Source organism: Bradyrhizobium sp. AUGA SZCCT0160 (assembly GCF_018130105.1).
Classification (GTDB): Bacteria; Pseudomonadota; Alphaproteobacteria; order Rhizobiales; family Xanthobacteraceae; genus Bradyrhizobium.
Genome location: NZ_JAFCMD010000024.1, coordinates 1 through 23,862, shown reverse-complemented (window position 1 = coordinate 23,862; position 23,862 = coordinate 1). Strand labels below are relative to the sequence as shown.

Sequence of the window (23,862 nt, the reverse complement as noted above, 5' to 3'; positions counted from 1 at the left end):
CATGGTATTACGGCCGAAACACCGCCCGACGGCATGCGTCGCGGTTCCAGAGGTATATGATGAACGACGAACCGAAGAGTCCGGCCGAAATGAAAGAGATTCGGCTGCACCGCAAGCGTACCCAGGAGGTCGAGGGCATCAAAGCGATGGCCGAGATCGCGGCCTCCGACATCGCAATTCGCAAGCGGACTGAAAAGCTGCGCGCGCTGCGGCTGGCCAAGGAAGCTGAGGACCTTGCTAATCCGCCCGAACCGAAAGCCAAGCCCAAAGCGAAAGCCAAAGTGGCGAAGAAGGCTGACGTAAAATGACCAAAGAAGATCGCGACCGCGCCCAGGCGCGTCTGGATAAAACCACCCGTGCAGCCCAGGACGCGCGGTCCGGCAAAGCCGACCGCGATGCGGCCTCGAGGGCCATGCTCGACAATATGGCGAAGCTGAAGGCGTTGCGGCTTGCCCGTGAAGCGGCCGCACCTCCGGCTCCCGTCAAGGCAAAGAAGGCCGCGGCCAAATCGAAACAGCCGGCCGAGAAGCGGCCGACCCCGGCATTGGGCGATTGGCTGGCGAGCCAGCAAAGCGGCGGTCGACGGACCTAAGATCGAAGACCCTGAGGCAGGGATCCAAGGCTCAATTCCAAGGCTGGCTCTTTGAGCTCAGCCTTAACTTCAGCACTGAAGTTAAGCTTGCAGCGTTACGCCGGTGGCCAATGGATCATCGAGCGCGTCTTGGTCTCGGCGTCATAGACCTGCACTTGCAGCATTTGGAATTTGTTCTTTAGCGCCGTGCCCGCCTCTTCAGCGGCTTCGACCGTGTCGTGGTGCGATTTGAAGTGACCGTCGACCACCAGCGAATATCCTGACGTCGGCGCCTTGTCGGCGCGGATAACTTTGCGTGGCTGCTGTTCTTCGGTTTCGATGCGAGGCTTCTTCATTCTGACTCCGTTTGATTGCCCCGTTTGAAGCACTATCGGCCAAAAGGGCAAGGAAAATTCGTGTTGCTGGCGCTAGTATATTGCGCAAAGTCGGTCGGATTGCGGTCAATGCGTCATTTCGACCGGATAAGGCCGGTTGCGCCGGTGAAAAGGCACGATATGGGTGGACACGGGAAGAAGAGCGAGCCTCCCAGGCAGGACAACGACAAGCCCGTGAAGCCGAAAGGCCTGCCTGTCGAAGACGACGATTACGAGGATGGCGACATCGCCACGCCAAAGCACGACCGCCACGGCAATGACGACGAACCCTTGTGATTATTGTCGTCCCGGCGTTGCGCCGGAACGACGCGAGATCTAGTGAAATCCCTCACTCTCAATCTTCCGGATACTCCCGACATCGAGCAGATGCGCGCCAAAACCGCCGCGCGCCAATTTGATCGCTGACGACGGCGAGGCCAGCAGAAATACTGCGGTCATCGCCAGCGGCACGGCGCTGAACCAGTCCAGTCGCACCGGCGTGAGTTCTTCGCGGCTGCCGGCGTAGGGTCCGCTGGCGGTAAATACACGGCCGCATTCCCGGATAATATCGCCCCGCGTGCCGCCGCGCGATGCGCAACCGAGCAGCGCCTGCATCGCCAGATGCGTGAGCACGCCCTCGCGGCTTTCCGGCAACGGCTCCGGCGTCTCGCCCTGCGAGACACGCAGCAATAACCCAACGAGATCGATGCCGGCGCGATAGGCGTTCACCGGCTCGACCAGCCGCGGGTTGCAATCGATCAGGAGCGGCGCCGTGCCATCGTCCGGCATGATAACGTCGACCGACAACGCACCGTGCCAGCCGAGTTGTCCGCCGATCGTCTCCAGATAGGCTCGCACTATCGGCCGGCCCACGCTTTGCTTGATCGCCTCGCCGCCACCGACGCCGACAGCGACTTGCCGATAGGCATGAAAGCCGACCAGCCGTCCCCTGCAAAACACCGACTGCGCCTTCTCGGTGGTGCCCGTGATGAGGTCCTGCGCCAGCACCTCATCGGTGAACGCATCGCCGGCGCCGAGATCACGCAACGCTATTTCGAGATCATCCGTATTGCGCACGAACCAGATGCCGCGGCTTGCGGTGCCGATCGAGGTCTTGACCACGGCCGGAAAACCAATGGCGTCGCGCAGCGCGCGTGCGGATTTCACGATCCGCGTCAGCGGCTGCGGCAACTTCCATTGATCGAGCAGCCGGCTGAATCCGGCCTTGCTGTGCGCTGTGCGATAGCTCTCGAATGAAGGCAACGCAACACCGGTACGGCCCTCCAGTCGCGCGCGCATCCGCGCAAACAGAAAACCCTGCTCATGCGTCGGCAGCAGCACGTCAAAACGTTGGCGCGTCAGCAATTGCTCGACAAACGCCAGAAATCCGGCGGGGTCCTGCGCAGGCCCGGGCAGCGGTGAAATTTGCGGACGAAGCGTGAGAACCGCGCCAGGCAATGGGCGGAGGGATCGCAAACCTCGACATGATGGCCCGTCAGGCCCAGTATCGTGATGGCCTCGCGGGCTGAGGTACTGGAACCTTCTGACACCAGCACCCGGAGCGGCTTCCCCGGATCAATCATGCCGGATCATTGCCGCGCCCGCCGACTTTGTCCCTGAACTTATTGACGCATTTGCGCCCTTCCACACCCTGCGCCGGGGCAGCCATGCAGTTGTATTCATGGACAAATAACCGCTAACCACTATTTTCGGCAGGCATTTTTGTAAAGCCAGCCTTTGCCGGGCCGTGGATCGAGACGGGGTTTGACGCTGATATGGTCGATGTTCTGACCGCACCGCAGGACGTGAAAGCGGACAGTTCTCTGCGCACGCTGGCGGGAATTTCGGTGGCCCATTGGGTCAGCCATTTCCATATCTTCGTGCTGCCGATGCTGTTTCCTTATCTGAAGGCACAGCTCGGCGTCGGCTATATCGAGCTCGGCTTCGCTCTGACCGTGTTCGGATTGGTGTCCGGCCTGACCCAGGCGCCGATCGGATATCTCGCCGACCATATCGGCGCCCGCAAGGTGCTGCTGATCGGCCTTTGTGTCGGCGGTCTCGCGCTGATCATGCTCGGCATGCATCTGAGCTACACGTCACTGATCGTCTGCGCCGCGCTGCTTGGTCTCGCCAACAGCGTCTATCACCCCTGCGATTACGCGATCCTCTCCACCCATATGGATGAAGCGCGGATGGGCCGCGCGTTTTCGATCCACACGTTTGCGGGCTTCCTCGGCGGCGCGGTGGCGCCCGCGATCATGGCGGCACTCGTCGCTTGGGCCGGAGGTCTCGGCGCGCTGATCGTGGCCGGCGCGGTCGGACCTGTCGTGGCGCTGCTGTTGATCGCCGTCGGCATTCCCGATGCGAGTTCGGCCGACCGCAAGACCGATGGCGCGGCCGCCCCCCGGCAAAGCGTCATCACGCCGGCGATCATCATGCTGACGTTCTTCTTCATGTTGCTTGGTCTGTCCAACGCCGGCATCAGCAATTTCGGCGTGGTCGCGCTGATGAGCGGCTATGGCGTGACATTCTCCGCCGCGAATATCGCGCTGACCGCGTTTCTCGGCGCCAGTGCGGCGGGCGTGCTGGCCGGCGGCTATCTTGCCGACCGCACCACGCGCCACGGACAGGTCGCCGCCGCCTGTTTTGGGATCAACGCCATCATCATGCTGGTGATCGCGACGACCACCTTGCCGTCGGTGGCGCTGACCGCGGCGATGGGAATCGCCGGGTTCCTCGGCGGCGTGATCGCGCCCTCGCGCGACATGCTGGTACGCAACGCCGCCCCTCCGGGTGCGGCCGGCCGCGCTTTCGGCATCGTCTCCACCGGCTTCAACTTCAGCGGCATTATGAGCCCGCTATTGTTCGGCTGGATCATGGACCAGCACCTGCCGCATTGGGTGTTCGGCGCCTCCGTCGCCTTCATGGTCCTGACGGTACTGCTGGCGCTCATCACCGACCGCAAGCCGAAGACGCGATCGGAGGGCCCGGTTACTGGCGTGATGCATTCCTGAACCTCATTCCCGGCCGTTGACTGCATCAGGGGATATCCGATGATGCGGCAACAAAAATTCAACCCGGGATGAATCGCCATGACCAGTTCCCATGACCTCGTGATCCGTGGCGGCAACATTGCCGATGGCAAGGGCGGCGACCTCTATGAAGCCGATATCGCCATCTCGGGCGGCCGCATCACCGAGGTCGGCAAGGTTTCCGGGAAAGGCAAGGAAGAGATCGATGCCCGGGGCAAGCTGGTCACACCCGGCTTCGTCGACGTCCACACACATTATGACGGCCAGGTCACCTGGAGCCAGGAGATTACGCCGTCGTCGCAGAACGGCGTCACCACAGCGATCATGGGCAATTGCGGCGCGGCTTCGCGCCGTGCCGGCCGAGCGACCATGTCCGCCTGATCCAGCTGATGGAAGGCGTCGAGGATATTCCGGAGCCGGTGTTGAGCGCCGGCATTCCCTGGGCCTGGGAAAGCTTTCCGGATTACATGGAGTGGCTGTCGAAACGAAACTTCGACATGGATGTCGGCGCGCAACTGCCGCACGCGGCCTTGCGCGTCTACGTGATGGGCGACCGCGGCGCGCGCCGCGATCCCTCCACGCCCGAGGACAACAAGGCGATGGCGGCGCTCGCCGCCGATGCCGTACGCGCGGGCGCACTCGGCTTCTCGACCTCGCGCACCCTCAATCACCGCACCTCGACCGGCGACTACACCCCGACCTTGAAGGCCGGCGAGGACGAACTGACCGCGATTGCCGCGGCGATGCACGGCCAGGGCCGCAGCGTGCTGCAGTTCGTGCTCGACCTCTCCACTATCAACGAAGACCTTCCGATGATGCTGCGGGTGGCCGAGAACACCAAAATCCCGGTGTCGTTTTCCATCACGCAGAACGACAAGGCGCCGCAGCGCTGGCGCAAGACGCTCGACACCATCGCGGAGGCTTCCGCGCGCGGCCTGTCGGTCACCGCGCAGATCGCCGCCCGCCCGGTCGGGCTGATGCTGGGCCTCGAATTGTCGCGCAACCCGTTCCAGACTCATCCGAGCTATCAGGCGATCGCGAAACTGCCGTTGACGGAGCGGCTGGCACGTTTGCACCAACCCGAAGTGCGCGCCGCGATCCTGAGCGAGCACGCGACCGCGACCGATGACCCGCTGTTCTTCCGGCCGAACTACGACAAGATGTATCTGCTCGGTAATCCCCCTGATTACGAACAACCGCCCGAAAATACGTTGGGCGCGCAGGCCCGCCGTCTGGGCAAGCAGGCAGAAGAGCTGGCCTACGACGCGATGCTCACCGACGACGGCCGCGGCATGCTCTACGTGCCGTTCCTCAATTATGCCGACGGCAATCTCGATGCGACGCGCGAGATGCTGCGCGACCCGAACGCGGTGCCGGGCCTTTCCGACGGCGGCGCGCATTGCGGCATCATCTGCGACGCCAGCTTCCCGACTTACCTCCTGACGCACTGGACCCGCGACCGCAGCCGCGGTGAAAAGCTCTCGATCCCGTTCGTGGTGGCGGCGCAATCGCGCAAGACCGCGCTCTCGGTCGGTCTCTACGATCGCGGCGTGATCGCGCCCGGCTTCAAGGCCGACGTCAACGTGATCGATTACGACAAGCTGCATCTGCATCCGCCGAAGGTGCATTATGACTTGCCGGTCGGCGGACGCCGGCTGATGCAGCAGGTCGACGGCTATGACGCCACCATCGTCTCCGGCGTGGTGACGCAGCGCGGCGGCAAGGCCACCGGCGCACGCCCGGGCAAACTGGTGCGCGGCGCGCAGGGTAACCAGCCGAAGTTCGGCGCGGCGGCGAGCTAGGGCAGGATTGGCTTAGCCGCAATCGAAGCCGATCACGTGACCGCGCTTCGATGCCATCGCCACATTGCTCGTTCCAGTTCGTCGGAGATCAGCCGCCGCCAAACTTGGATGGATCATCGTATCTGGGGGTCTGGTCCATGAGCACGGGCGGAAAGCGTGGGTCCACCGGCTGGACCGGACGGACAACGACATGTCGGGGCTTGGCGTGATGCACCTTTTTTGCGGCGCTGGCAGAAGCACTAAAGGCGATCAAAAGGCCCAGGGCCAAAATAATACGCATCGCAAATTTCCTTTAATCACCCCCTGCTTCGCATGTGTGGCCCCTACCGCACTGCCGCAATCTGTGACGGCTTCAAGATCGCTCAAATCGGGGTGATCGCAAGGCACAGGCGCACGCCCAGGCAAACCGGCGCGCGGGGGTGTCACGACCGAAGTTTGGCGTCGCGGCCCGTCAGGCCTTGGTCGCAGCCTGGGTGACAAATTGATGGCCGACCCACCATACCGGTTGGCGGGGATTCAATGCCTCATGCAGCATGGCGTATCCGCAGGCCTTGAACACGATTTCACTCAGCGCCGCCGTGAGAAGCTTGCGGCCGTCCTTGTGCATGTCGATAATTGCTTTCGACGTGGCGTGCATCAATTCCATCTGCTCGGGGCCATTGTGCTGCGGCCATTGTTCGAACTTGGTCCAGCGCTGGATAATGTCTGACCGGAAATAATTGTCGGTGAGCTCGATCAGTGCCTCAAGGCTGTGTTCGGGTTTCAGCAGGTCGGCACACTCGGCCAGAAGCTTCCTGGTGACCGGATGATCGGGCGCCTCTTTCTTGAAGGCGGCGAGCAGCGGATAGAGCGCCACTTCAACACCCAGAAAGATCGAGCTTGAATTGGTCAGGATCTCCGGCGCATTGAAGACACTCGCTTTCACACCCTGCTCGGTCGCGCGCCGTGCGATATTTTCGAGTTCGATTTTCGCGAAACCCTGCAGGTAGGGTGAATAGCTCTGCCAATGATACTCGCCGGCAATCAGGATCTCGGTGCCATGATAACCGTACGCAACGTAAGAAACCTGACCGCCGTTCCTGGCGACGCTGTCGCGTAGCCCGGCACTCAGTTCGATCAGATCCGAAAGACTATTCGCACTCACATCCATAAAGCTCATTTCGCAGAGCCGGCCGAGGTCGCCTTCCCAAAACTCCTTGGAAGAGGTAGCGGTCCCTTTGAAGACCCGGTTCATGACGGGCATCATGATCTTCGCGCGCGGAACACCACCGGCCATGGTGTGAGCGATCAGGACCTTGGCGCCGTCGGGAATTTGCTTTTGCAATTCGGCCAGATATTGCTGCACGCGCGCGCGAAAATTTTCGCGGCCGGCCTTGCGCGACTCTTCCACCTGCGCAAGATCAAGCGTGGCCTTGTCCCACTCGCTGAGCTTTAAGCCCTTGAGCTGGTCGCATGGGCTGAGACCCTTGCTCGATTTTGCCAGATCGAAACCGCATTCCAAGGGAACGTTGACCAGCGGCTGGTCTTTCTCCGCCAACTCCTCCGCCGTCAGGGGGCGTAGCTGCTCATTTTCATCGCGGCGTCCGACCGTGCCATAGATGACAGTCATCCCGGCTTTTTTGGCTTCATCGATCAGGCCGTTGACATAACCTCGGGCAAAGACCTCGCCGAAAATGACCAAAACGTCGTTTTTGCCGTAGCCTGAAACCGGGTTGACCTGACGAAGCGGCTCGAACTTTTGCACGCGGATATCCTTGGCTGGAGAGGTTCTTCGAATACTAACAAATTGACCGGTACCAAGTACATCGGTTCCATCTCGAACCCAAGTATGAACCCGAGTGTGAACCTAAGTATCGATAGGCGCCGTGCTGGCGTTCCCCATAGCTGGAGGGTATGATTTGGGGAAGTTTGGCGATGGTACGGATGTCGATTTTTGCAGGCAGATTAGGTCTCGCGCTCGTCCTGGCGACGCTCTGTCCGGGCGGGCGGACGGCCCACGCCCAGGCCGCCCCCGTGCCATATTGGAGCCCGAGTTGGCCGCTCGGCTTTGGCGGGACCCTGCCCTCCGACCAGGATGCCCCGACGCGCTACAATTTCCAGAACGGCATGTTTATCAGCGGCACCAGCATTCCTGCGGGATTGAACTGGAACGGCATCAACCAGGCTGGAGCGTTCGGCAATTTCGGCTCGCTCCGTTACGAGGGCATGCAGGCCGGCTACAATTTCGGAAGCGCGGGCGGCCTGCCCGTTTCGCTCTATGCCGGCTTCGAAACCTTGAAATACGATAGCGGCATCGGCGGCCCGTTTGCGGCGTTCGACAAGAAGTCCGGCACGCTGCCGGGTTATCGCGCGAATGCCGGCATCGAATTCCAGCCGGCGCCGAATCTCAGCCTGTCACTCGGATTCGGCTACACCCAGCGATCGGGGAGTGTTGCCGTCGACAGCGAAATCAATTCGCTGCCCGGCGCTTCGATTATCCCCAGCGCTCCCCGCTGACGCAGGGCTTCCGGCCAACTCCGGTCGCCGCCATCACAGCGGTCCGAGAATGCCCCATCGACGATCGCAATATTCCTTGATGGCCGCGACCACACCGCTGCTGATGATGCCCCGGCGTTCGGCTGAGTCCATCTGGAGCTCTTCGTCCCGGTTGATGATCGAGCCCGCCTCCAGCAGCACGGCAGCCATTCTGGTTTTTTTCAGCACGATGAGCTTGTCATAGCTGTAGACGCCGGTTTCCTTGTTCAGCAGCGGGTGCTGGTAGCGGCCCATGATGGGTTGCGAATATTGCTCGGCATATTTCAGGCCCTGGGCCTTCATTTCCTTCGCCAGCAGTTCGGCGATCGAGAGGCTCGCCTTGTATTCCGGGTTGTTGCTGGAGACGAAAACGGAATAGCCGCTGAAGCGGTCGCTGAAACGGCTTTTCCTGCCGCCGAACTCCCAGTCCTCGAGAAATTTTTTGGGCACGGAGTCATGGTGGATCGACAGGAACAGATTTGCGGGCAGATTGTTCGCCGCGGCGACGCGCTTGACCAGGCTGGCCCTCGCCTTGCCTTCGGTCAGCAGCAACTTCGTCTCGGTAAAGCCTTCCGCCTTCAGTTTCTCCTCGATCCGCTGCGTCAGCCGCAGATTGTAGATGAACTCTGAAACGTTGCGGGCGCTGATCGCGCCTTCCGACTGGGCGGTATGCCCCACATCCAGAACGATCCGGAACTTTGACGGTTCGCAGGTGGTTGCAGCCGTCTTCGAAACCGACGGCTTGGCCGCCGCCTTCGGGGCAACAACCTTCGCCGTGCGGCGCTTGGGCGCGGCGGCAGGCTTCGCTACCCTGGCAGGCTTTGAAGCAGCCGGCTTTGGCGCGGCGGCGCGCTTTGGCGATGGACTCTGCTTTGGCGCCTGACGCTTTGACGATTGAGCTTGCTTTGACGTGCCCTTGAAGACATCAGACAGCCAGCCGGCATGGCTGGCCTCGACCGGCAGAAGCAGCAAGCCGACCATCGCGGCGACGGTGGTACGGCAGCGGGGCCAACCGCCAAAGCCTGACCGGGCGAATGCTTTTCTTACCGACAGCAATCCCACTCTCCCCCAGAGTGACCTTCTATGCGCTTCATGACCGCATCGGACAGCATCGGCCGGGAGTATGAACCATGCGTTACCGGTTGCAAGGTTTCACCGGCCGGCTTCAAACCTTTTGCCCCGCCTTGATCTCCTTGAACCGGGCAAGCGCCTGTTCGAATTTGGCATTGAACAGCCACATCGCATCGAGGATTTCGCGCATGGTTGCAGACGTCCGTGCCCTGTCGGCCTGCCCAAAGGTGAAAACGCTGTTGTTCCGCAGGAATCCCATGATCCTGGGATCGGAAATCCGGTAGTTGAGTAAATTGCCTGACTTGAGCGCGGACTTGGTCGGCGAGGGAATAATCTGGATCAGCTCGAACAGTTTCATCTGATCGATCGGGTCCGGCAGCGTCTTCACGATTGCCGGCACCTGCGGGAAGACTTCCGCATGCGCGTTCATCAGGGCATCCCGCACCGAGGTCCAGTGGTTGAACCGGTGATCCATATTGCCGGCCCGCGCCTCCTCCTTGTCGTCGCGCAGGATCAGTGCAGGATCGAAAGCTTCGATCGACGGCTTGATCGCCGCCCACTTCCTGCGGCCGTTCAGATCTTCGGACGTACCGGTTTGCAGGCTGCCCTTGTATTTGTTCGAGCGCGCGTTGCCGATGGTTTGATTGCCGTTGGTCTCGGCAAAGAACAGCCCGAGGCTGATCCGGCCAGCCGCCTCGGCATTGACAGCATCGAGGCCTTTGGCACGCGCGATCGCCGTGCCCAGATCGACGACGTCCTTGAACGGGGTATCTGATTTTTGCGCGCTGGCGGGCGGCGCCTGCATCACATCGAAGAGCTTTCTGTACTCGTCGAGCAGCGGCTCGGTAGCCACGTTGAAATACGCCGGCGGGATTTCGTATTTGTTGGGCCCACCGATTTTGGACGGCATCGCGTCGGTGAGATCCTTGTAGGCGCTCAGCATTTTGTTGCGCGCCAGATAGAGCGCCTGTCCCGGCAGGTTCGGCAGCGGCTGCTTCGAATTGATCTGCGCGCGCCGCTGTCCCAGGACCGCCTCGAAGTTCTTCACCGCATCATTGTACGCATTGAGCGCGTCCGATTGCGTCTTCGTGAGTGCACCCTGCGCCATCGCGGTGCCTGTGAGACCGACGGCCATCGGCAGCGCGAACAACAGCGCGAGCGCAAGCGCCGCCACGGGCGCGCCGATGCAATGGAGCTTGTAGCGGGCCATTGGCTCACGCGAACTTCGGTTGTGCTGCCTGAGCCAGCAGCCGCGCCCGCTCGCTATTGGGCCACAGCAGCAGCAGGCCGAGCAATCCCGACGACACCATAATGACCGCGTTGATGGTGAAACCGGTCAAATAACCTTCGAGCGGTGTCGCCGCGTGCTTGATCACGCTGCCCATCACCAGGGGCGCGATGATGCCCGCCAGCGTATAGATCGCGCCGTAGATCGCGATCACGGCGCCGCGCTGCTGCACCGGCGTGAACTCGCCGAGCATCGGCGGACAGACGACATAGATCGCGCCGCTCAACCCGGTACCGACCACGAGCAGCGCGACCATCGTTCCGCCCGGCGTGGAATAGGGCATGATCGCGAGAATCAGGCCGCCGATGATCAGCGGCACCGAGCCGAGCACGCCGCGCGCCCCGCGGGTGGTGAAGCCGCGCGTCAGCATCACCTGCGAGATCCAGCCGGTGAGCAGCACAATCACGGCGCCGAACACCCAGGGCAGCACCGAAACCCAACCCGCATCCTGTTGCGAGAAGCCGAGCCCCTGCACGATGAAGGGCGTGAACCAGGTGAGACCGAGCGACAGCGCCCAGTACGCCCCGAAGGTCGCGGCACAGCAGCCGATGAAGGTGCGCGAGGTCAGGAGCTGGAAATAGGGAACGCGTGGATCGGCGGCGGCCATCGCGACCGTCTGCACCAGCGGGCCTTCCTTGCCCATGATCAGCCACGCCACCACCCACATCAGGCCGACCACGCCGAGCGCGCCGAACGCATAGTGCCAGCTGTGATTGACGATGATCCAGTTCAGCGCAGGCACCGCGAGGATCACGCCGAAAGCCGAGCCCTGCGACAGGATCGCGGTCGGCAGCGTGCGCTTCTCGTCCGGAAACCATTTGTAGATCGCATGCACCGCCACCGCGAACGCCGGGCCCTCGCCGGCGCCGAGAATGATGCGGCAGATCAGCAGCGTCGTGAAGCTGACGGTACCGACCATCGGGAACTGTGCCACCGACCAGATCACCGCCATCGCCAGCAGCACCCAGCGGGTCTGCACTCTATTGACGATGAAGCCGACGACAATCGCCGAGATCGAAAACAGCAGGAAGAACGAGGAGCCGAGCGTGCCGAACTGCTCCGCGTCGAGCTTCATCTCCTCCATGATTGGGACGCCGGCCAGACCGACCACGATCTTGTCGGCAAAATTGACCAGCATGAACAGAAACAGCAGGAATGTGATTGTCCAGGCGCCTTTGGGCGTCACATGTTCGGTCATGGCTGCTACCCCAAGTTTATCGCTGCCGATTCCCTGACTTCGGCATGCGATGCTAGCCATGGCCTCGCCGGCAAGGCAACTGCGCATTTTGACCGGAAAACAGGCCCCGCGACTCCGCGCGGCCCGGTGCGCGCCGTTACAACCGGATCACGATCCCGTCGTCCCTGATATTGAGGCCGTGATCTGATATCGCGGCCCTGATATGTTGCCGGGGTCACCACGTCAGGGATTTTTCATGGTCAAATCAATCCATCGCCGCGTCGATATTTTGGCCGCTGCGGCTTTCCCCACGCGCCGGAAGCCGCTGTGATCAGCGCATGATCAACGGCGAATCAATCGTGCTCACCGTGAACGGCCTGACCAAGAGCTACCGCGCCGCCGGCGAGGAGGTCGCGGTGCTGCGCGGCGTCAACCTGTCCGTCGCGGCCGGCGAGAGTGTCGCGCTGACCGGTGAATCGGGCAGCGGCAAGAGCACGCTGCTGCACCTGATCGCCGGCCTCGATGCCGCCGATGGCGGCGCGATCAGGCTCGACAACGCCCTGGTCTCCGAGCTCACGGATGCCGGCCGCGCCGAACTGCGCCGCGATCGCCTCGGTCTCGTGTTCCAGCAATTCAACCTGATCCCGAGCCTGACCGTCGAAGACAATCTGGCGTTCCAGTCGCGCATCGCCGGACGCCACGATGATGCCTGGCATCAGGAGTTGGTGGAGCGGCTGGGCCTTAAGAATTTCTTGAAACGCTATCCCGAGCAATTGTCCGGCGGTCAGCAGCAGCGCGTCGCGATCGGCCGCGCGCTCGCAACAAAGCCGCTGCTGCTGCTCGCGGACGAGCCGACCGGCAATCTCGATGAAGCCACCGCCGACGAAGTGCTGGCGCTGGCGCGCGACCTCGTGGCGCGCAGCGGCTGCGGCTTCCTGATGGTGACGCACAGCGCCCGCCTCGCCGCCACGCTCGACCGCCAGGTCAACCTGCACGCCGGGGTGATTGCGTGAAACGCGCGCTCTGGACGCTCGCCGTACTGCTGAGCCATTGGCGGCGCCATCCGATGCAGCTCGCGACCTTGCTGATCGGGCTGATCTCGGCAACCGCATTGTGGAGCGGCGTGCAGGCACTCAATCAGCAGGCGCGCACCTCCTACGACCGCGCCGCCGCCACATTCGGCGGCACGCGGACGGCCATGCTGGTCGGCCGCGACAGTCCGACCTTCCCGCAACAACTGTTCGTCGACCTGCGCCGCGCCGGCTGGCCGGTATCGCCCGCACTCGAAGGCCGCATCCAGATCGGCGGACGCTCGTTCCGCCTGCTCGGCATCGAACCCGTGACGTTGCCGCGCGAGGTCGGCAGCGCGCCCGGGGTCGAAACGGCCAATCTGCAGGCCTTCATGACGCCGCCCGGGCAAGTGCTGGTGGCACCGGAAACGCTTTCCGATCTCAAGCTCACCGAGGGCGCTATAGCTGTCACCAATGGCGGCGTGGCATTACCACCGCTGCGCGTCCAGACGCAGCTCGTGCCCGGCGTGCTGGTCGTCGACATCGGCATCGCGCAAAATCTCCTGAACATGCCGGGACAGCTCTCCCGCCTGCTGATCGGCAAGGCCAAAGGCAAACACCCCTCGCTGGAAAGCGTCGTCGGCGACAAATTGCGTCTGGTTGCGCCGGACGCCGAAACCGATCTCGAACGGCTCACCGACAGTTTTCATCTCAACCTCACCGCATTCGGACTGCTGTCGTTCTTCGTCGGCCTGTTCATCGTCAATTCCGCCATCGGCCTTGCCTTCGAGCAGCGCCTGCCCACCTTGCGCACGCTGCGCGCCTGCGGCGTCTCGGCGCGGATGTTGAACAGCGTGATGGTGATCGAGCTGGTTTCGCTGGCGCTCTTCGCAGGCCTGATCGGGCTCGTCTGCGGCTATCTGATTGCGGCGACATTGCTGCCCGACGTCGCCGCGTCCCTGCGCGGACTATACGGCGCGCAGATTCCGGGACAGTTGACGCTGAAGGGCGAATGGTGGCTCGCGGGCATCGCCATCAGTATTCTGGGCGCGCTCGCCGCCGCGGCGACCAGCCTGACCAAGGCGCTTCGCTTGCCGCTGCTCGCCACCGCGCAGCCTTATGCGTGGCAACAGGCGCAGCGCCGCTGGCTGATGTTCCAGAGCGCTGTGGCGCTTGCCGTATTCGCCGCTGCCGGCGCGTTTTTGCTGTTCGGCGATTCCCTGGTGTCGGGTTTTGCCGTGCTCGCGGCCCTGCTGCTCGGCGCGGCGCTGATCCTGCCGATGCTGCTGGAAGTCGTGCTCGCGTTCGGCCAGCGGCATGCGCGTGGGCCGCTGAGCACCTGGTTCTGGGCCGACAGCCGCCAGCAGCTCTCGGGATTGTCGCTGGCGCTGATGGCGCTGCTGCTCGCGCTCGCGGTCAATGTCGGCGTCGGCACCATGGTCGGCAGTTTCAATCGCACCTTCCTGGTCTGGCTCGACGGAAGGCTGGCGGCGGATGTCTATATCAGCGCGTCCAGCAATGCCCAGGCGAGCGAGATCAGGAATTGGCTGCGCGAACGGCCCGAGGTCGAGGCGATCCTGCCCGGCGGCCGCGCCGACACGCAGTTGGCAGGCGCCCCGCTCGAGGTGCTGGGCCTGCCCGATCACACCACCTATCGCGACAGCTGGCCGCTATTAGAGTCGGCGCCAAACGCCTGGACCAGACTTCGTCCCGGCACCACCTGTCTCGTCAGCGAACAATTGGCGCGGCGCCTGAAGCTTTCGATCGGCGATCGCATCGACATTCCGGCGTCCGGCGGCAACTGGACGCTCGAGATCGTCGGCATCTACGCCGACTACGGCAATCCCAAGAGCCAGATCGCGGTCAACTATGCCGCGCTGACGCGGCGCTTTCCGGAAACCCCGCTGACACGGATGGGCCTGCGCGTCAAATCCGGGAAGATCCCGACGTTGATCACGGCTTTGCAGGAAAAGTTCGGGCTCGATGATCGCAACGTCGCCGATCAGGCGACGATGAAGGCGGAATCGAAACGCATCTTCAACCGCACCTTCTCAGTGACCGCGGCGCTCAACGCCTTCACGCTCGGCGTCGCCGGCATCGCGCTCCTCACCAGCCTGCTGACGCTGAGCAATTCGCGCCTGCCGCAACTGGCGCCGCTATGGGCGATCGGCATTACTAGGCGCAGGCTGGCTGCGATCGAGCTTCTCAAGACGATGTCGGTCGCGTTGATCACCGCGCTGTTCGCGCTGCCGCTGGGCCTCCTGGTGGCATGGTGCCTGCTCGCGATCGTGAACGTAAAGGCCTTTGGCTGGCGTCTGCCGTTCCACGTCTTCCCGGCGCAATTGCTGTGGCTGGTCGGCGTCGCGATGGCGGCGGCGTTTTGTGCGGCAGCGCTTCCGGTCATGCGGCTGGCGCGGATGCAGCCGGCCAGCCTGATCAGGATCTTTGCCAATGAGCGGTAGCGGATTCTTAGCAGCGGGCGGTAGCGGCCTGATATCCCGCCGCAGTTTTACGAGCGGCATCCTTCTCGCCTCGCTCAGTGGCAAGGCGTTGGCGCAGGGCTTTGCCGGACTTGGTGAGAGCGCCAGCGGCTATGCCGCCGTCATGCCCGGCAGGACATTTTCATTTCCCGCCGATCACGGCCCGCATCCGGAATTCCGCATCGAGTGGTGGTACGTGACCGCCAATCTCGCCGATGCCAACGGGGTCCCTTATGGCGCGCAATGGACATTGTTCCGGCAGGCGACAAAGCCGGGCGCGCAACAGGAAGGCTGGGCCAATCAACAGCTCTGGATGGGCCATGCCGCGGTGACGCGCGCGGACACCCATCGCACCAGCGAGACCTTTGCGCGCGGCGGCGTCGGCCAGGCCGGCGCCGACGCCGATCCATTTCTCGCCTGGATCGATTCCTGGGAAATGCGCGGGCTTGATTCCATGAGCGCGACCAACATGGCGCCGCTCGAACTCAAGGCCTCAGGCGCCGATTTTAACTATGCGCTGCGCCTCGATGCCGACCGGCCGCTGGTGCTGCAGGGCGAGGCCGGCTACAGCCGAAAATCGCTGCGCGAACAGGCCTCCTATTACTACACTCAGCCGCATTATCAGGCGAAGGGCAGCATCACCATCGACGACAAAACCGTCGATGTCACCGGACAGGCCTGGCTGGACCGCGAATGGAGCAGCCAGCCGCTGGCCTCCGACCAGAGCGGCTGGGACTGGCTGTCGCTGCATTTCAAGACCGGCGAAAAGCTGATGCTGTACCGGATGCGCCAGACCGACGGCCAGCATTACGGCTCGGGCAAATGGGTCGCCCGCGACGGCAGCACTGAGCTGCTCGCTTCAGCAGACATCAGCTTCACGCCGCAGGCTTACACGGAGATCGCGAACCGCAAAATCCCGACCTCATGGCGCATCGCGATTCCCAAACTCGTCGTCACGATCGACTGCACGCCGCTCAACCCGAAGAGCTGGATGGGAACGAATTTTCCCTATTGGGAAGGCCCGATCAGCTTTCGTGGCAGCCACACCGGATTAGGCTATCTGGAGATGACGGGGTACTAAAAGCGCTTCTGTTTCATTCGTCATGGCCGGGCTTGTTCCGGCCATCCACGTCTTGCTTCCTTGACTGTAGCCAAGACGTGGATGCCCGGCACAAGGCCGGGCATGACGAAAGGAAAGAGTCAAAGGGAATCCCTCCAATGTATCACTTCACCGCTCTCGTCACCTGCCTTGCCATCCTGTTCTACTTCTTCACCTCGATTCAGGTCTCGAAAGCGCGCAGCACGTTCGGCGTCAAGGTACCGGCGACGTCAGGCCATCCGGATTTCGAGCGTGTCTTTCGCGTCCAGATGAACACGCTGGAATGGATGCCGATCTTCCTGCCGTCGCTGTGGCTGTTCGCGGTCTATATCAGCGACCCGGTTGCGGCAGGGCTCGGCCTGGTCTGGATCGCCGGCCGCCTCCTCTACATGCTCGGCTATTCGCAGGCCGCCGCCAAGCGCGGCCGCGGCTTTGGCATCCAGGCGTTAGCTGCGATCGTGCTCTGGGTGGGGGCGTCGGGCGCGATCGTGTGGCGAATCGTGCATCCGTAACGCGTCGGCCACTCTCTCCCCACGTCGTCCCGGCGAACGCCGGGACCCATACGCCGTGCAGTCGCGTTAAGGCAAGCTGGCAGACGCCTTCTGCAAACAACAGCGGCCGGTGGCTATGGGTCCCGGCTCAAGGCCGGGACGACGGTGTTGAAAGATCGTGCCCTCATTTCACCAACGGACAACCCGAATCCTTGGCGCTCGGAAACGCCTTGTCGCCGGGCACCACCGCGAGCTGCTTGTAATAATCCCACGGCTTCTTCGACTCCGACGGCTTCTTGACCTCGAACAGATAGAGGTCGTGCACCATGCGGCCGTTTTCGAGCACCTTGCCCTGCGCGAAGAGATCGTCGACCGGAAGCTCCTTCAACTTCCTGGCGACGGCTTCGGTGTCCTTGGTGCCGGCCGCCTTGACCGCCTTGAGATATTGCAGCGTCGCGGAGTAAGTGCCGGCCTGGATCATGTTCGGCATCCGGCCGGTGCGCTTGAAGAAGCGGCCCGCGAGGTCACGGCTCCTGTCGTCGCGATCCCAGTAATAACCTTCCGTCAGCACCAGGCCTTGCGCCGCTTCGAGCCCGAGGCCGTGGACTTCCGCGAGCGTCAGCAGCAGGCCGGCGAGCTTCTGGCCGCTCCTGACGATGCCGAATTCGGCGGCCTGCTTGATCGAGTTGGTGGTGTCGAGGCCGGCATTGGCGAGCCCGATGATCTTCGCCTTCGAGCTCTGCGCCTGCAGCAGGAACGACGAGAAATCCGACGAGTTCAGGGGAATGCGGACGGCGCCCAGCACCTTGCCGCCCTTTTCCTTGACGAGGTCGCCGGTGTCTTTTTCCAGCGCATGGCCGAAGGCGTAGTCGGCGGTCAGGAAGAACCAGCTGTCGCCGCCGGCCTGCACCAGTGCCCCGCCGGTGCCGACCGCCAGCGCGTGGGTGTCGTAGGCCCAGTGGAATCCGTAGGGTTGGCAGGCATCGCCGGTGAGGCGCGAGGTGGCCGCTCCGACGACGATGTCGATCTTCTTCATCTGCTTCGACAGATCATGGATCGCGAGCGCGACCGAGGAGGTCGTCAGCTCCGTGATCATGTCGACGTTCTCGACCTCATACCAGCGCCGCGCGATCGCAGTGCCGAGATCGGGCTTGTTCTGGTGGTCGGCGGAGACGATCTCGATCTTGTGGCCGAGCACCTCGCCGCCAAAATCCTCGATCGCCATCTTGGCGGCCTCGAACGACCACTTGCCACCGTAATCGGCATAGACTCCGGACTGATCGTTCAGAATGCCGATCTTGACGCCCTGCGCCGAGGCCGATCCGGCGAGCAAAAGACCGCTCAATGCTACGGTCGCCAACAAACCCGATTTCATATCCGTCTCCCGGCAGTTTCCGTTCAGGATAAATTCCGCCCGACAATATTTTATAACCCTGCCGCTGCCCATCTATTTCAGATCGGCCGATGGTATGGGGAGATCCGTCACCCCCGCGCAACGGCATCGCCGTTGTCGCTGGAGGTGCGCTCGGCGGCGCAATTGCGCCGCTGGCTTGCTTGCCTCGAAAGGCGACGGCCCGTCTGTGGCCGATTCATCCTTCGAGACGCGCAAGAGCGCGCTCCTCCAGCGATAACGGCAAAGCCGTTACGCGGGGATGACGGGGATGGAGTCCGCGACTCAAGCCGCGACGGAATCCTTCGGCTTCTTCGGATCGGCCAGCCCACGGACGATCATGTAGAAGATCGGCGTGAAGATCAGGCCGAACAGCGTGACACCGATCATGCCGAAGAACACCGCAACCCCGACCGCCTGGCGCATTTCCGATCCCGAGCCGGACGAAATCACCAGCGGCAGCACGCCGAGAATGAAGGCGAACGACGTCATCAGGATCGGCCGCAACCGCAACCGGCAGGCTTCGATCACCGCCTCCAGCCGCGGCTTGCCTTCAAGCTCGATGTCGCGCGCGAACTCGACGATCAGGATCGCGTTCTTTGCCGCCAGCCCGACCAGCACCACGAAGCCGATCTGGGTCAGGATGTTGACGTCCTGCCCCATGATCCGCACGCCGATGGTGGCGGCGAGCAGGCACATCGGCACGATCAGGATTACCGCGAACGGCAGGCTCCAGCTGCCATATTGCGCCGCCAGCACCAGGAAGACGAACAGCACGCAGATCGGGAACACGTAGAGACCTGCATTGCCTCCCGTGACCTGCTGGTACGAAAGGTCGGTCCATTCGAAGGAGAACCCGCTCGGAAGCGTGTCCTCCGCGAGTTTCTTCATGGTGTTGATCGCGGTCGTCGAACTCGTGCCCGGCGTCCCTTCGCCCTGCAGTTCCGCGGCCGGATAGAGATTGTAGCGCGCCACCCGGTCGGGGCCGGATACGTCGCGGAAATCCACCACGCTGCCGAGCATCACCATGTCGCCTGCGGCGTTGCGGGTGCGCAACCGCGCCAGATCCGACGCTTCCTTGCGGAACGGCAGATCGGCCTGGGCCGTGACGTGATAGGTGCGGCCGAACAGGTTGAAGTCGTTAACGTAGGTCGAGCCGAAATAGGTCTGGATCGTTTCATTGACGCCGGAGATCGGCACACCGAGCTTCTGCGCCTTGACCCGATCAATGTCGACGAAGAGCTGCGGCGTGTTGGCGGTGAAGGGCGAAAACACCTGCGTCAGCTCGGGCGCCTTGCGCGCCGCGGCGACAAGCTCGTCGTTGGCGGCTGCCAGGAGTTCGGGGCCGCGGCCCTGGCGATCCTGGACCCGCATGGTGAAACCGCCACCCGTTCCGATGCCCGGCACGGGCGGCGGCGGAATGACAATGATGAAAGCCCCCTGGATCGCGGCCAGGCGCTTTCGCAGATCCGCGGTGATCGCCTGCGAGGTCAGGCCCTTCTTCAGGCGCACTTCCGGTTCTTCGAACACCGGGAAGAGGGCCGCAGCGTTGCCCGACTGGGTCCGGGTCGCGCCCGAGAAGCCGGCGAACGCCGCGACGCGAATGATGCCCGGGGTGTCCAGCGCCGTTTTCTCGATCTGGCGGACGATATCGGTGGTGCGCGCCAGCGATGCGGCTCCCGGTAACTGCGCCGATATGATGACGTAGCCGCGGTCCTGGGCGGGAATGAAGCCTTGCGGCGTGATCGCAAGCAGCCATCCGGCGCTGCCGATCAACGCCACATACAAGAGCAGCATGACCGTCGAATGCCGGATCACGAAGTTGGCCGCATTGGCATAACCGTGGGACAGCCGGTCGAAAGTCCGGTTGAAGACGCCCGCAAATGCGTCCCAGCCGCGCCCAATGAAATTCCAGCTGGCCGGCGGCTTCTTTTCCGCGTGCGGCACCAGGATCATCGAGGCCAGCGCGGGCGACAGGGTCAGCGAGCAGAAACAGGAGATCGCGGTCGCCACCGCGATGGTGACGGCGAATTGCTGGAAGAACTGCCCGGAAATGCCGCCGAGAAACGCGGTCGGCACGAACACCGCGCACAGCACCAGCGCAATCGAGACCAGCGCGCTGCCGACCTCATCCATGGTCTTGAGCGCCGCATCGCGCCGGCTCATGCCGTGCTCGAGGTGCCGCTCGACATTTTCCACCACCACGATCGCATCGTCGACCACGATGCCGACCGCGAGCACGAGCCCGAACAGCGTGAGATTGTTGATCGAGAATCCCAGCGCCGCCATCACAGCAAAAGTGCCGACCAGCGACACCGGAATGGCGATGATCGGAATGATCGCGGGGCGCCAGCCCTGCAAGAACACCAGCACGACGATGACGACGAGCAGCATGGCCTCGTAGATCGTCTTGATCAGTTCGTGGACCGACTGCGCGATGAATTCGGTGGGGTTGTAACCGATATTGTAGTCGAGGCCCTTTGGGAAACGGGTCTTCAGCTTCTCCATGGCATCGGTTATATTTTTCGCGGTCGCCAGCGCGTTCGAGCCGGGCCGCTGCGTCACCAGCAGCGCCACCGCCGATTTCCGCAGCAGGAAACTGTTGGTCGAATAGGACAGCGCACCAAGCTCGACCCGCGCCACGTCGCGCAGCCGCACCGTGCGGCCGTCGGCGCCGGCCCTGACCACGATGTCCTCGAATTGCCTCTGATCCTTCAGCCGTCCGGTGAAGGTGAGATTGGGCTGGAATGCGCGGTCGGCAATCGGCGGCTCGCCGATCTGCCCGCCCGTAATCTGCAGGTTTTGCGCGCGGATCGCAGCTATCACCTCGGCCGAGGTCAGGCCGAGCGTCGCGATGCGGTCCGGGTCGAGCCACAGCCGCATGGAGTAGTCGCGGGCGCCGAACATCTGGATGTCACCGATGCCGTCGAGGCGAAGCAGCTCGTCGCGCACCTGCAGCAGCGCATAGTTGGAGATGTAGAGCTGGTCAAAACTGTCGTCCGGCGACAGCATGAACACGACCATCAGGATGTCGGGGCTGTTCTTGCGGGTGACGACGCCGTTGCGCTGCACCTCTTCCGGCAATCGCGGCTGCGCGATGGCGACGCGGTTCTGCACCAGCACCTGCGCCTTGTCGAGATCGGTTCCGAGCTTGAAGGTGACCGTGATGGTGAGATTGCCGTTCGAGGTCGCCTGGCTGTAGAGATACAGCATATCCTCGACGCCGTTGATCTCCTGCTCGATCGGAGCTGCAACGGTGTCGGAGACGGTCTGCGCGGTAGCGCCGGGATACTGCGTGGTGACGACGACGGTCGGCGGTACCACTTGCGGATATTCCGAGACCGGCAGCGTGGTATAGGCAATCGCGCCGACGATCAGCAGCACGATCGACAGCACCATCGCCAGGATGGGCTGGTTGATGGAGAGCCGGCCGAGATTCATGACTTGCCACCGGCTGGCGCGGTGTGCGGCGTCACCTTCGCGCCGACCCGAGCGCGCTGGATACCGTCGACGATGACGCGATCTTCCGCCTTCAACCCCTCGCGAACCACGCGCAAGCCTTCGTCAAGCGGTCCGAGCTGCACAGGCCTTGCTTCGACGGTGTTGTCATCCTTGACGACAAAGACGATCTTGCGCGACTGGTCGGTGGCGATGGCCGTGTCCGGCAGCAGCAATGCCTCGTAGGGCGAGGAGCCGATCAGCCGCACGCGGCCGAATTGCCCCGGCAGAATCGAGAAGTCCTTGTTGGGAATGATGGCGCGGCTGCGCAGCGTGCCGGTCGAGACATCGAGACGGTTGTCGAGAAAATCCATCTTGCCTTCTTTCGACGGCTTGCTCTCGCCGGTCAGCGCGACTTCCACCGGGTTCGGCGTGTCGCGCGAACTCGGCCGCTTGCCCTCGAACCACAGCCTGTTGTTCTTGAGATAGGTCGCCTCGTCGACGTCGAAATAGATGTAGATCGGATCGAGCGTGACGATCGAAGTGAGCAGCGTGGCACTGCCTTCGCTGCCCTGCACGAGATTGCCGGGGCTGACGAGGTGGCGGCTGACCCGGCCGGTCATCGGGGCAAGCACGTGGGTGAATTCGATATTGAGTTTAGCCGCCTTCAGCGCGCCATCGGCCTGCATCTCCGCGGCATGCGCGGCCTGCAAGGCCTGGCGGCGCTGGTCGACGACTTGTTCGGAGACTGCACTGGTCTGGACCAGGCTCAGGGCCCGATCGAGTTCGCGCTTGGCAAGCTCCACTTTGGCGCGCGAATCCGCGAGCTGGCCCTCGGCCTGCGCGGCGACGGCTTCGAAGGGGCGGGAATCGATCGTGTAAAGCAGATCGCCGGCGCGCACGATGGCGCCATCGCGGAATTCGACGGTGTTGACGAAGCCGCCGACCCGGGCGCGCACCTGCACCTCTTCCAGCGCCTCGAATCGCCCGGTGAATTCATCCCAATCGGTGACGGTCCGTTTCACTGGCTGCGCGACCGTGACGGATGGTGGCGCCGCGGCCGCCGGTTGCGGCGGCTTGTCGCCGCAGCCCGACAGCGCCAGCGCGGACCCCAGGATCAGCGGCGAGAGACTGCGGAATGAAGGATGCAAGAAACGATGTAATATTTGACGGCCTTCCGGTTGGCCCGGACGATTCCGTTGTTCAATCGCGCCCAATTCCATCTGCTCCATCTCCCCTGCACTTCCAGACATCTCGATCGATGGAGGCGACTGCCGCTCCGGCGGAGGTCACAGATGTGACTGCTTTCCAGTCTGTTCAAGAAGGCGATCGGATCAAGCACAATCGTAATGCATGGCGGACGATCACGCCTTGCGCCCGTGCGGGTACTGGGCTCCACGCATGGGTTAGAAGCGCTGGCCTTCAGGAAAATCGCCGATGGCGCGACTGCCCAAGATTGAGGCCGCGCCCGGGATAACGAAAACGTGACATCACACAATTGTCGTCTGACGCCGTGCTGACACGGCACCGGCAAAGGTTCCCTTCAGAGAAGATGGCGCGAGAAAATGGTGCCCCGGTTCGATGCCGCGCCCGTGAGGCGGTACGCCTCCCGTCGTAAGCCCGGCCCCCGCCCGGGCCGGGCACGCCTCCCGGTGACCCCGGCACGGTCATCCTTGGCCCCGGGCCCACCGCCGCCGGCGACCGCGACAAAACGGCCGACGGCTGCGCCCGGCGTAGCCTTGGCGACCTGTCCGCCGCAGCTCAACGAGCGAAGGTGGAAGTCACGGCAACCAAATTCTGATTTATCGAAATCGTGTCAAGCAGAAAATTTCCGACAATCAAAAATATTTCCCTTTCCTCCGCCCCCAAATCACCTGCACATCAATAGCCATCCCGTCCCACTCAGAGGGCGTTGGCCATCGTCACAACGAGGGGCGGGTCGCGGTGGACGCTGAGGTTGCGATTGACGGTCGCGGCTGAAGCGTACGGCGAAAGCGTGTGGTCCTGGCGCCCGTAACGGCGTCAAGTCTTTCGGGAGCTAACGCTTCCGAGGGGCGACGGTGGCAATAGAGGCCGTCTCACCGGGGAGAGCGCGTCATAAGCCGTAAAGCCATTGCGCAGGGAA

19 protein-coding genes and 1 pseudogene are annotated in these 23,862 nt (G+C 63.0%); 10 read left to right on the top strand and 10 right to left on the bottom strand.

Features of this window, described 5'->3' with window-relative positions; genetic code table 11:
- Positions 1 to 59: 59 nt before the first annotated feature.
- Together JQ558_RS29910 and JQ558_RS29905 are read left to right on the top strand one after the other, a co-directional pair.
- The gene (locus tag JQ558_RS29910; RefSeq protein WP_249128059.1) at positions 60 to 308 is read left to right on the top strand and encodes a transcriptional regulator; all 249 of its coding nucleotides are present in this window, start codon (positions 60 to 62) and stop codon (positions 306 to 308) included.
- A complete protein-coding gene (locus JQ558_RS29905; protein ID WP_249119084.1) occupies positions 305 to 592 on the top strand; it encodes a hypothetical protein in 288 nt (95 codons plus the stop codon). Before JQ558_RS29910 ends, JQ558_RS29905 begins: the two co-directional genes overlap by 4 nt.
- A 95-nt stretch (positions 593 to 687) precedes the next feature.
- Here the strand turns inward: JQ558_RS29905 and JQ558_RS29900 are convergent, their stop codons facing one another.
- Positions 688 to 927: a hypothetical protein gene (locus JQ558_RS29900; RefSeq protein WP_192735553.1), complete on the bottom strand. Its 240-nt coding sequence runs from the start codon at positions 925 to 927 to the stop codon at positions 688 to 690.
- Positions 928 to 1,035: 108 nt separating this feature from the next.
- On the opposite strand from JQ558_RS29900, the gene JQ558_RS29895 reads away from it, so the two are divergent.
- Positions 1,036 to 1,242 carry a hypothetical protein gene (locus tag JQ558_RS29895; RefSeq protein ID WP_212296078.1) on the top strand — a complete coding sequence of 69 codons (207 nt, stop codon included), beginning with the start codon at positions 1,036 to 1,038 and terminating at the stop codon, positions 1,240 to 1,242.
- A gap of 39 nt (positions 1,243 to 1,281) precedes the next feature.
- Here the strand turns inward: JQ558_RS29895 and JQ558_RS29890 are convergent, their stop codons facing one another.
- Positions 1,282 to 2,403, bottom strand: a complete 1,122-nt coding sequence (locus JQ558_RS29890) for a hypothetical protein (RefSeq protein ID WP_249142698.1) — start codon at positions 2,401 to 2,403, stop codon at positions 1,282 to 1,284.
- Positions 2,404 to 2,720: 317 nt separating this feature from the next.
- On the opposite strand from JQ558_RS29890, the gene JQ558_RS29885 reads away from it, so the two are divergent.
- Positions 2,721 to 3,959, top strand: coding sequence for an MFS transporter (locus JQ558_RS29885; RefSeq protein WP_212296021.1), 1,239 nt, complete (start codon positions 2,721 to 2,723; stop codon positions 3,957 to 3,959).
- A 78-nt stretch (positions 3,960 to 4,037) separates the two neighbouring features.
- Positions 4,038 to 5,779 (top strand): annotated as a pseudogene (locus tag JQ558_RS29880) (N-acyl-D-amino-acid deacylase family protein).
- Positions 5,780 to 5,867: 88 nt separating this feature from the next.
- Here JQ558_RS29880 and JQ558_RS29875 read toward each other — a convergent pair.
- Together JQ558_RS29875 and JQ558_RS29870 are read right to left on the bottom strand one after the other, a co-directional pair.
- Positions 5,868 to 6,059, bottom strand: coding sequence for a hypothetical protein (locus tag JQ558_RS29875; RefSeq protein ID WP_212296020.1), 192 nt, complete (start codon positions 6,057 to 6,059; stop codon positions 5,868 to 5,870).
- 171 nt (positions 6,060 to 6,230) lie between these two features.
- The gene (locus JQ558_RS29870; protein WP_212296019.1) at positions 6,231 to 7,523 is read right to left on the bottom strand and encodes an enoyl-acyl carrier protein reductase FabMG; all 1,293 of its coding nucleotides are present in this window, start codon (positions 7,521 to 7,523) and stop codon (positions 6,231 to 6,233) included.
- Positions 7,524 to 7,702: 179 nt separating this feature from the next.
- Between JQ558_RS29870 and JQ558_RS29865 the strand changes: the two genes are divergently transcribed.
- On the top strand, positions 7,703 to 8,275 hold the full coding sequence (locus JQ558_RS29865; protein ID WP_212296018.1) for an outer membrane protein: 573 nt from the start codon (positions 7,703 to 7,705) through the stop codon (positions 8,273 to 8,275).
- A gap of 33 nt (positions 8,276 to 8,308) precedes the next feature.
- On the opposite strand, the gene JQ558_RS29860 is transcribed toward JQ558_RS29865, so the two are convergent.
- The 3 genes from JQ558_RS29860 to JQ558_RS29850 all read right to left on the bottom strand — a co-directional run bounded on the left by JQ558_RS29860 (position 8,309) and on the right by JQ558_RS29850 (position 11,850).
- On the bottom strand, positions 8,309 to 9,349 hold the full coding sequence (locus tag JQ558_RS29860; RefSeq protein WP_249142697.1) for an N-acetylmuramoyl-L-alanine amidase: 1,041 nt from the start codon (positions 9,347 to 9,349) through the stop codon (positions 8,309 to 8,311).
- Between the two features lie 109 nt (positions 9,350 to 9,458).
- A complete protein-coding gene (locus JQ558_RS29855; RefSeq protein WP_212296017.1) occupies positions 9,459 to 10,574 on the bottom strand; it encodes a hypothetical protein in 1,116 nt (371 codons plus the stop codon).
- 4 nt (positions 10,575 to 10,578) lie between these two features.
- The gene (locus tag JQ558_RS29850) at positions 10,579 to 11,850 is read right to left on the bottom strand and encodes an MFS transporter (RefSeq protein ID WP_212296016.1); all 1,272 of its coding nucleotides are present in this window, start codon (positions 11,848 to 11,850) and stop codon (positions 10,579 to 10,581) included.
- Positions 11,851 to 12,167: 317 nt separating this feature from the next.
- On the opposite strand from JQ558_RS29850, the gene JQ558_RS29845 reads away from it, so the two are divergent.
- The 4 genes from JQ558_RS29845 to JQ558_RS29830 all read left to right on the top strand — a co-directional run bounded on the left by JQ558_RS29845 (position 12,168) and on the right by JQ558_RS29830 (position 16,930).
- Positions 12,168 to 12,842: an ABC transporter ATP-binding protein gene (locus JQ558_RS29845; protein WP_212296015.1), complete on the top strand. Its 675-nt coding sequence runs from the start codon at positions 12,168 to 12,170 to the stop codon at positions 12,840 to 12,842.
- Positions 12,839 to 15,301 (top strand): ABC transporter permease, encoded by a 2,463-nt coding sequence (locus JQ558_RS29840; RefSeq protein ID WP_212296014.1) that lies wholly within the window; start codon positions 12,839 to 12,841, stop codon positions 15,299 to 15,301. Before JQ558_RS29845 ends, JQ558_RS29840 begins: the two co-directional genes overlap by 4 nt.
- Positions 15,291 to 16,400 carry a lipocalin-like domain-containing protein gene (locus JQ558_RS29835; protein WP_212296013.1) on the top strand — a complete coding sequence of 370 codons (1,110 nt, stop codon included), beginning with the start codon at positions 15,291 to 15,293 and terminating at the stop codon, positions 16,398 to 16,400. Before JQ558_RS29840 ends, JQ558_RS29835 begins: the two co-directional genes overlap by 11 nt.
- Positions 16,401 to 16,537: 137 nt before the next feature.
- On the top strand, positions 16,538 to 16,930 hold the full coding sequence (locus tag JQ558_RS29830; RefSeq protein WP_212296012.1) for an MAPEG family protein: 393 nt from the start codon (positions 16,538 to 16,540) through the stop codon (positions 16,928 to 16,930).
- Positions 16,931 to 17,093: 163 nt separating this feature from the next.
- Here the strand turns inward: JQ558_RS29830 and JQ558_RS29825 are convergent, their stop codons facing one another.
- The 3 genes from JQ558_RS29825 to JQ558_RS29815 all read right to left on the bottom strand — a co-directional run bounded on the left by JQ558_RS29825 (position 17,094) and on the right by JQ558_RS29815 (position 22,888).
- Positions 17,094 to 18,284: an ABC transporter substrate-binding protein gene (locus JQ558_RS29825; RefSeq protein WP_212296011.1), complete on the bottom strand. Its 1,191-nt coding sequence runs from the start codon at positions 18,282 to 18,284 to the stop codon at positions 17,094 to 17,096.
- Positions 18,285 to 18,584: 300 nt separating this feature from the next.
- On the bottom strand, positions 18,585 to 21,740 hold the full coding sequence (locus JQ558_RS29820; protein WP_212296010.1) for an efflux RND transporter permease subunit: 3,156 nt from the start codon (positions 21,738 to 21,740) through the stop codon (positions 18,585 to 18,587).
- A complete protein-coding gene (locus JQ558_RS29815) occupies positions 21,737 to 22,888 on the bottom strand; it encodes an efflux RND transporter periplasmic adaptor subunit (RefSeq protein ID WP_249128051.1) in 1,152 nt (383 codons plus the stop codon). The genes JQ558_RS29820 and JQ558_RS29815 overlap by 4 nt, the downstream gene beginning before the upstream one ends.
- Positions 22,889 to 23,862: the final 974 nt, after the last annotated feature.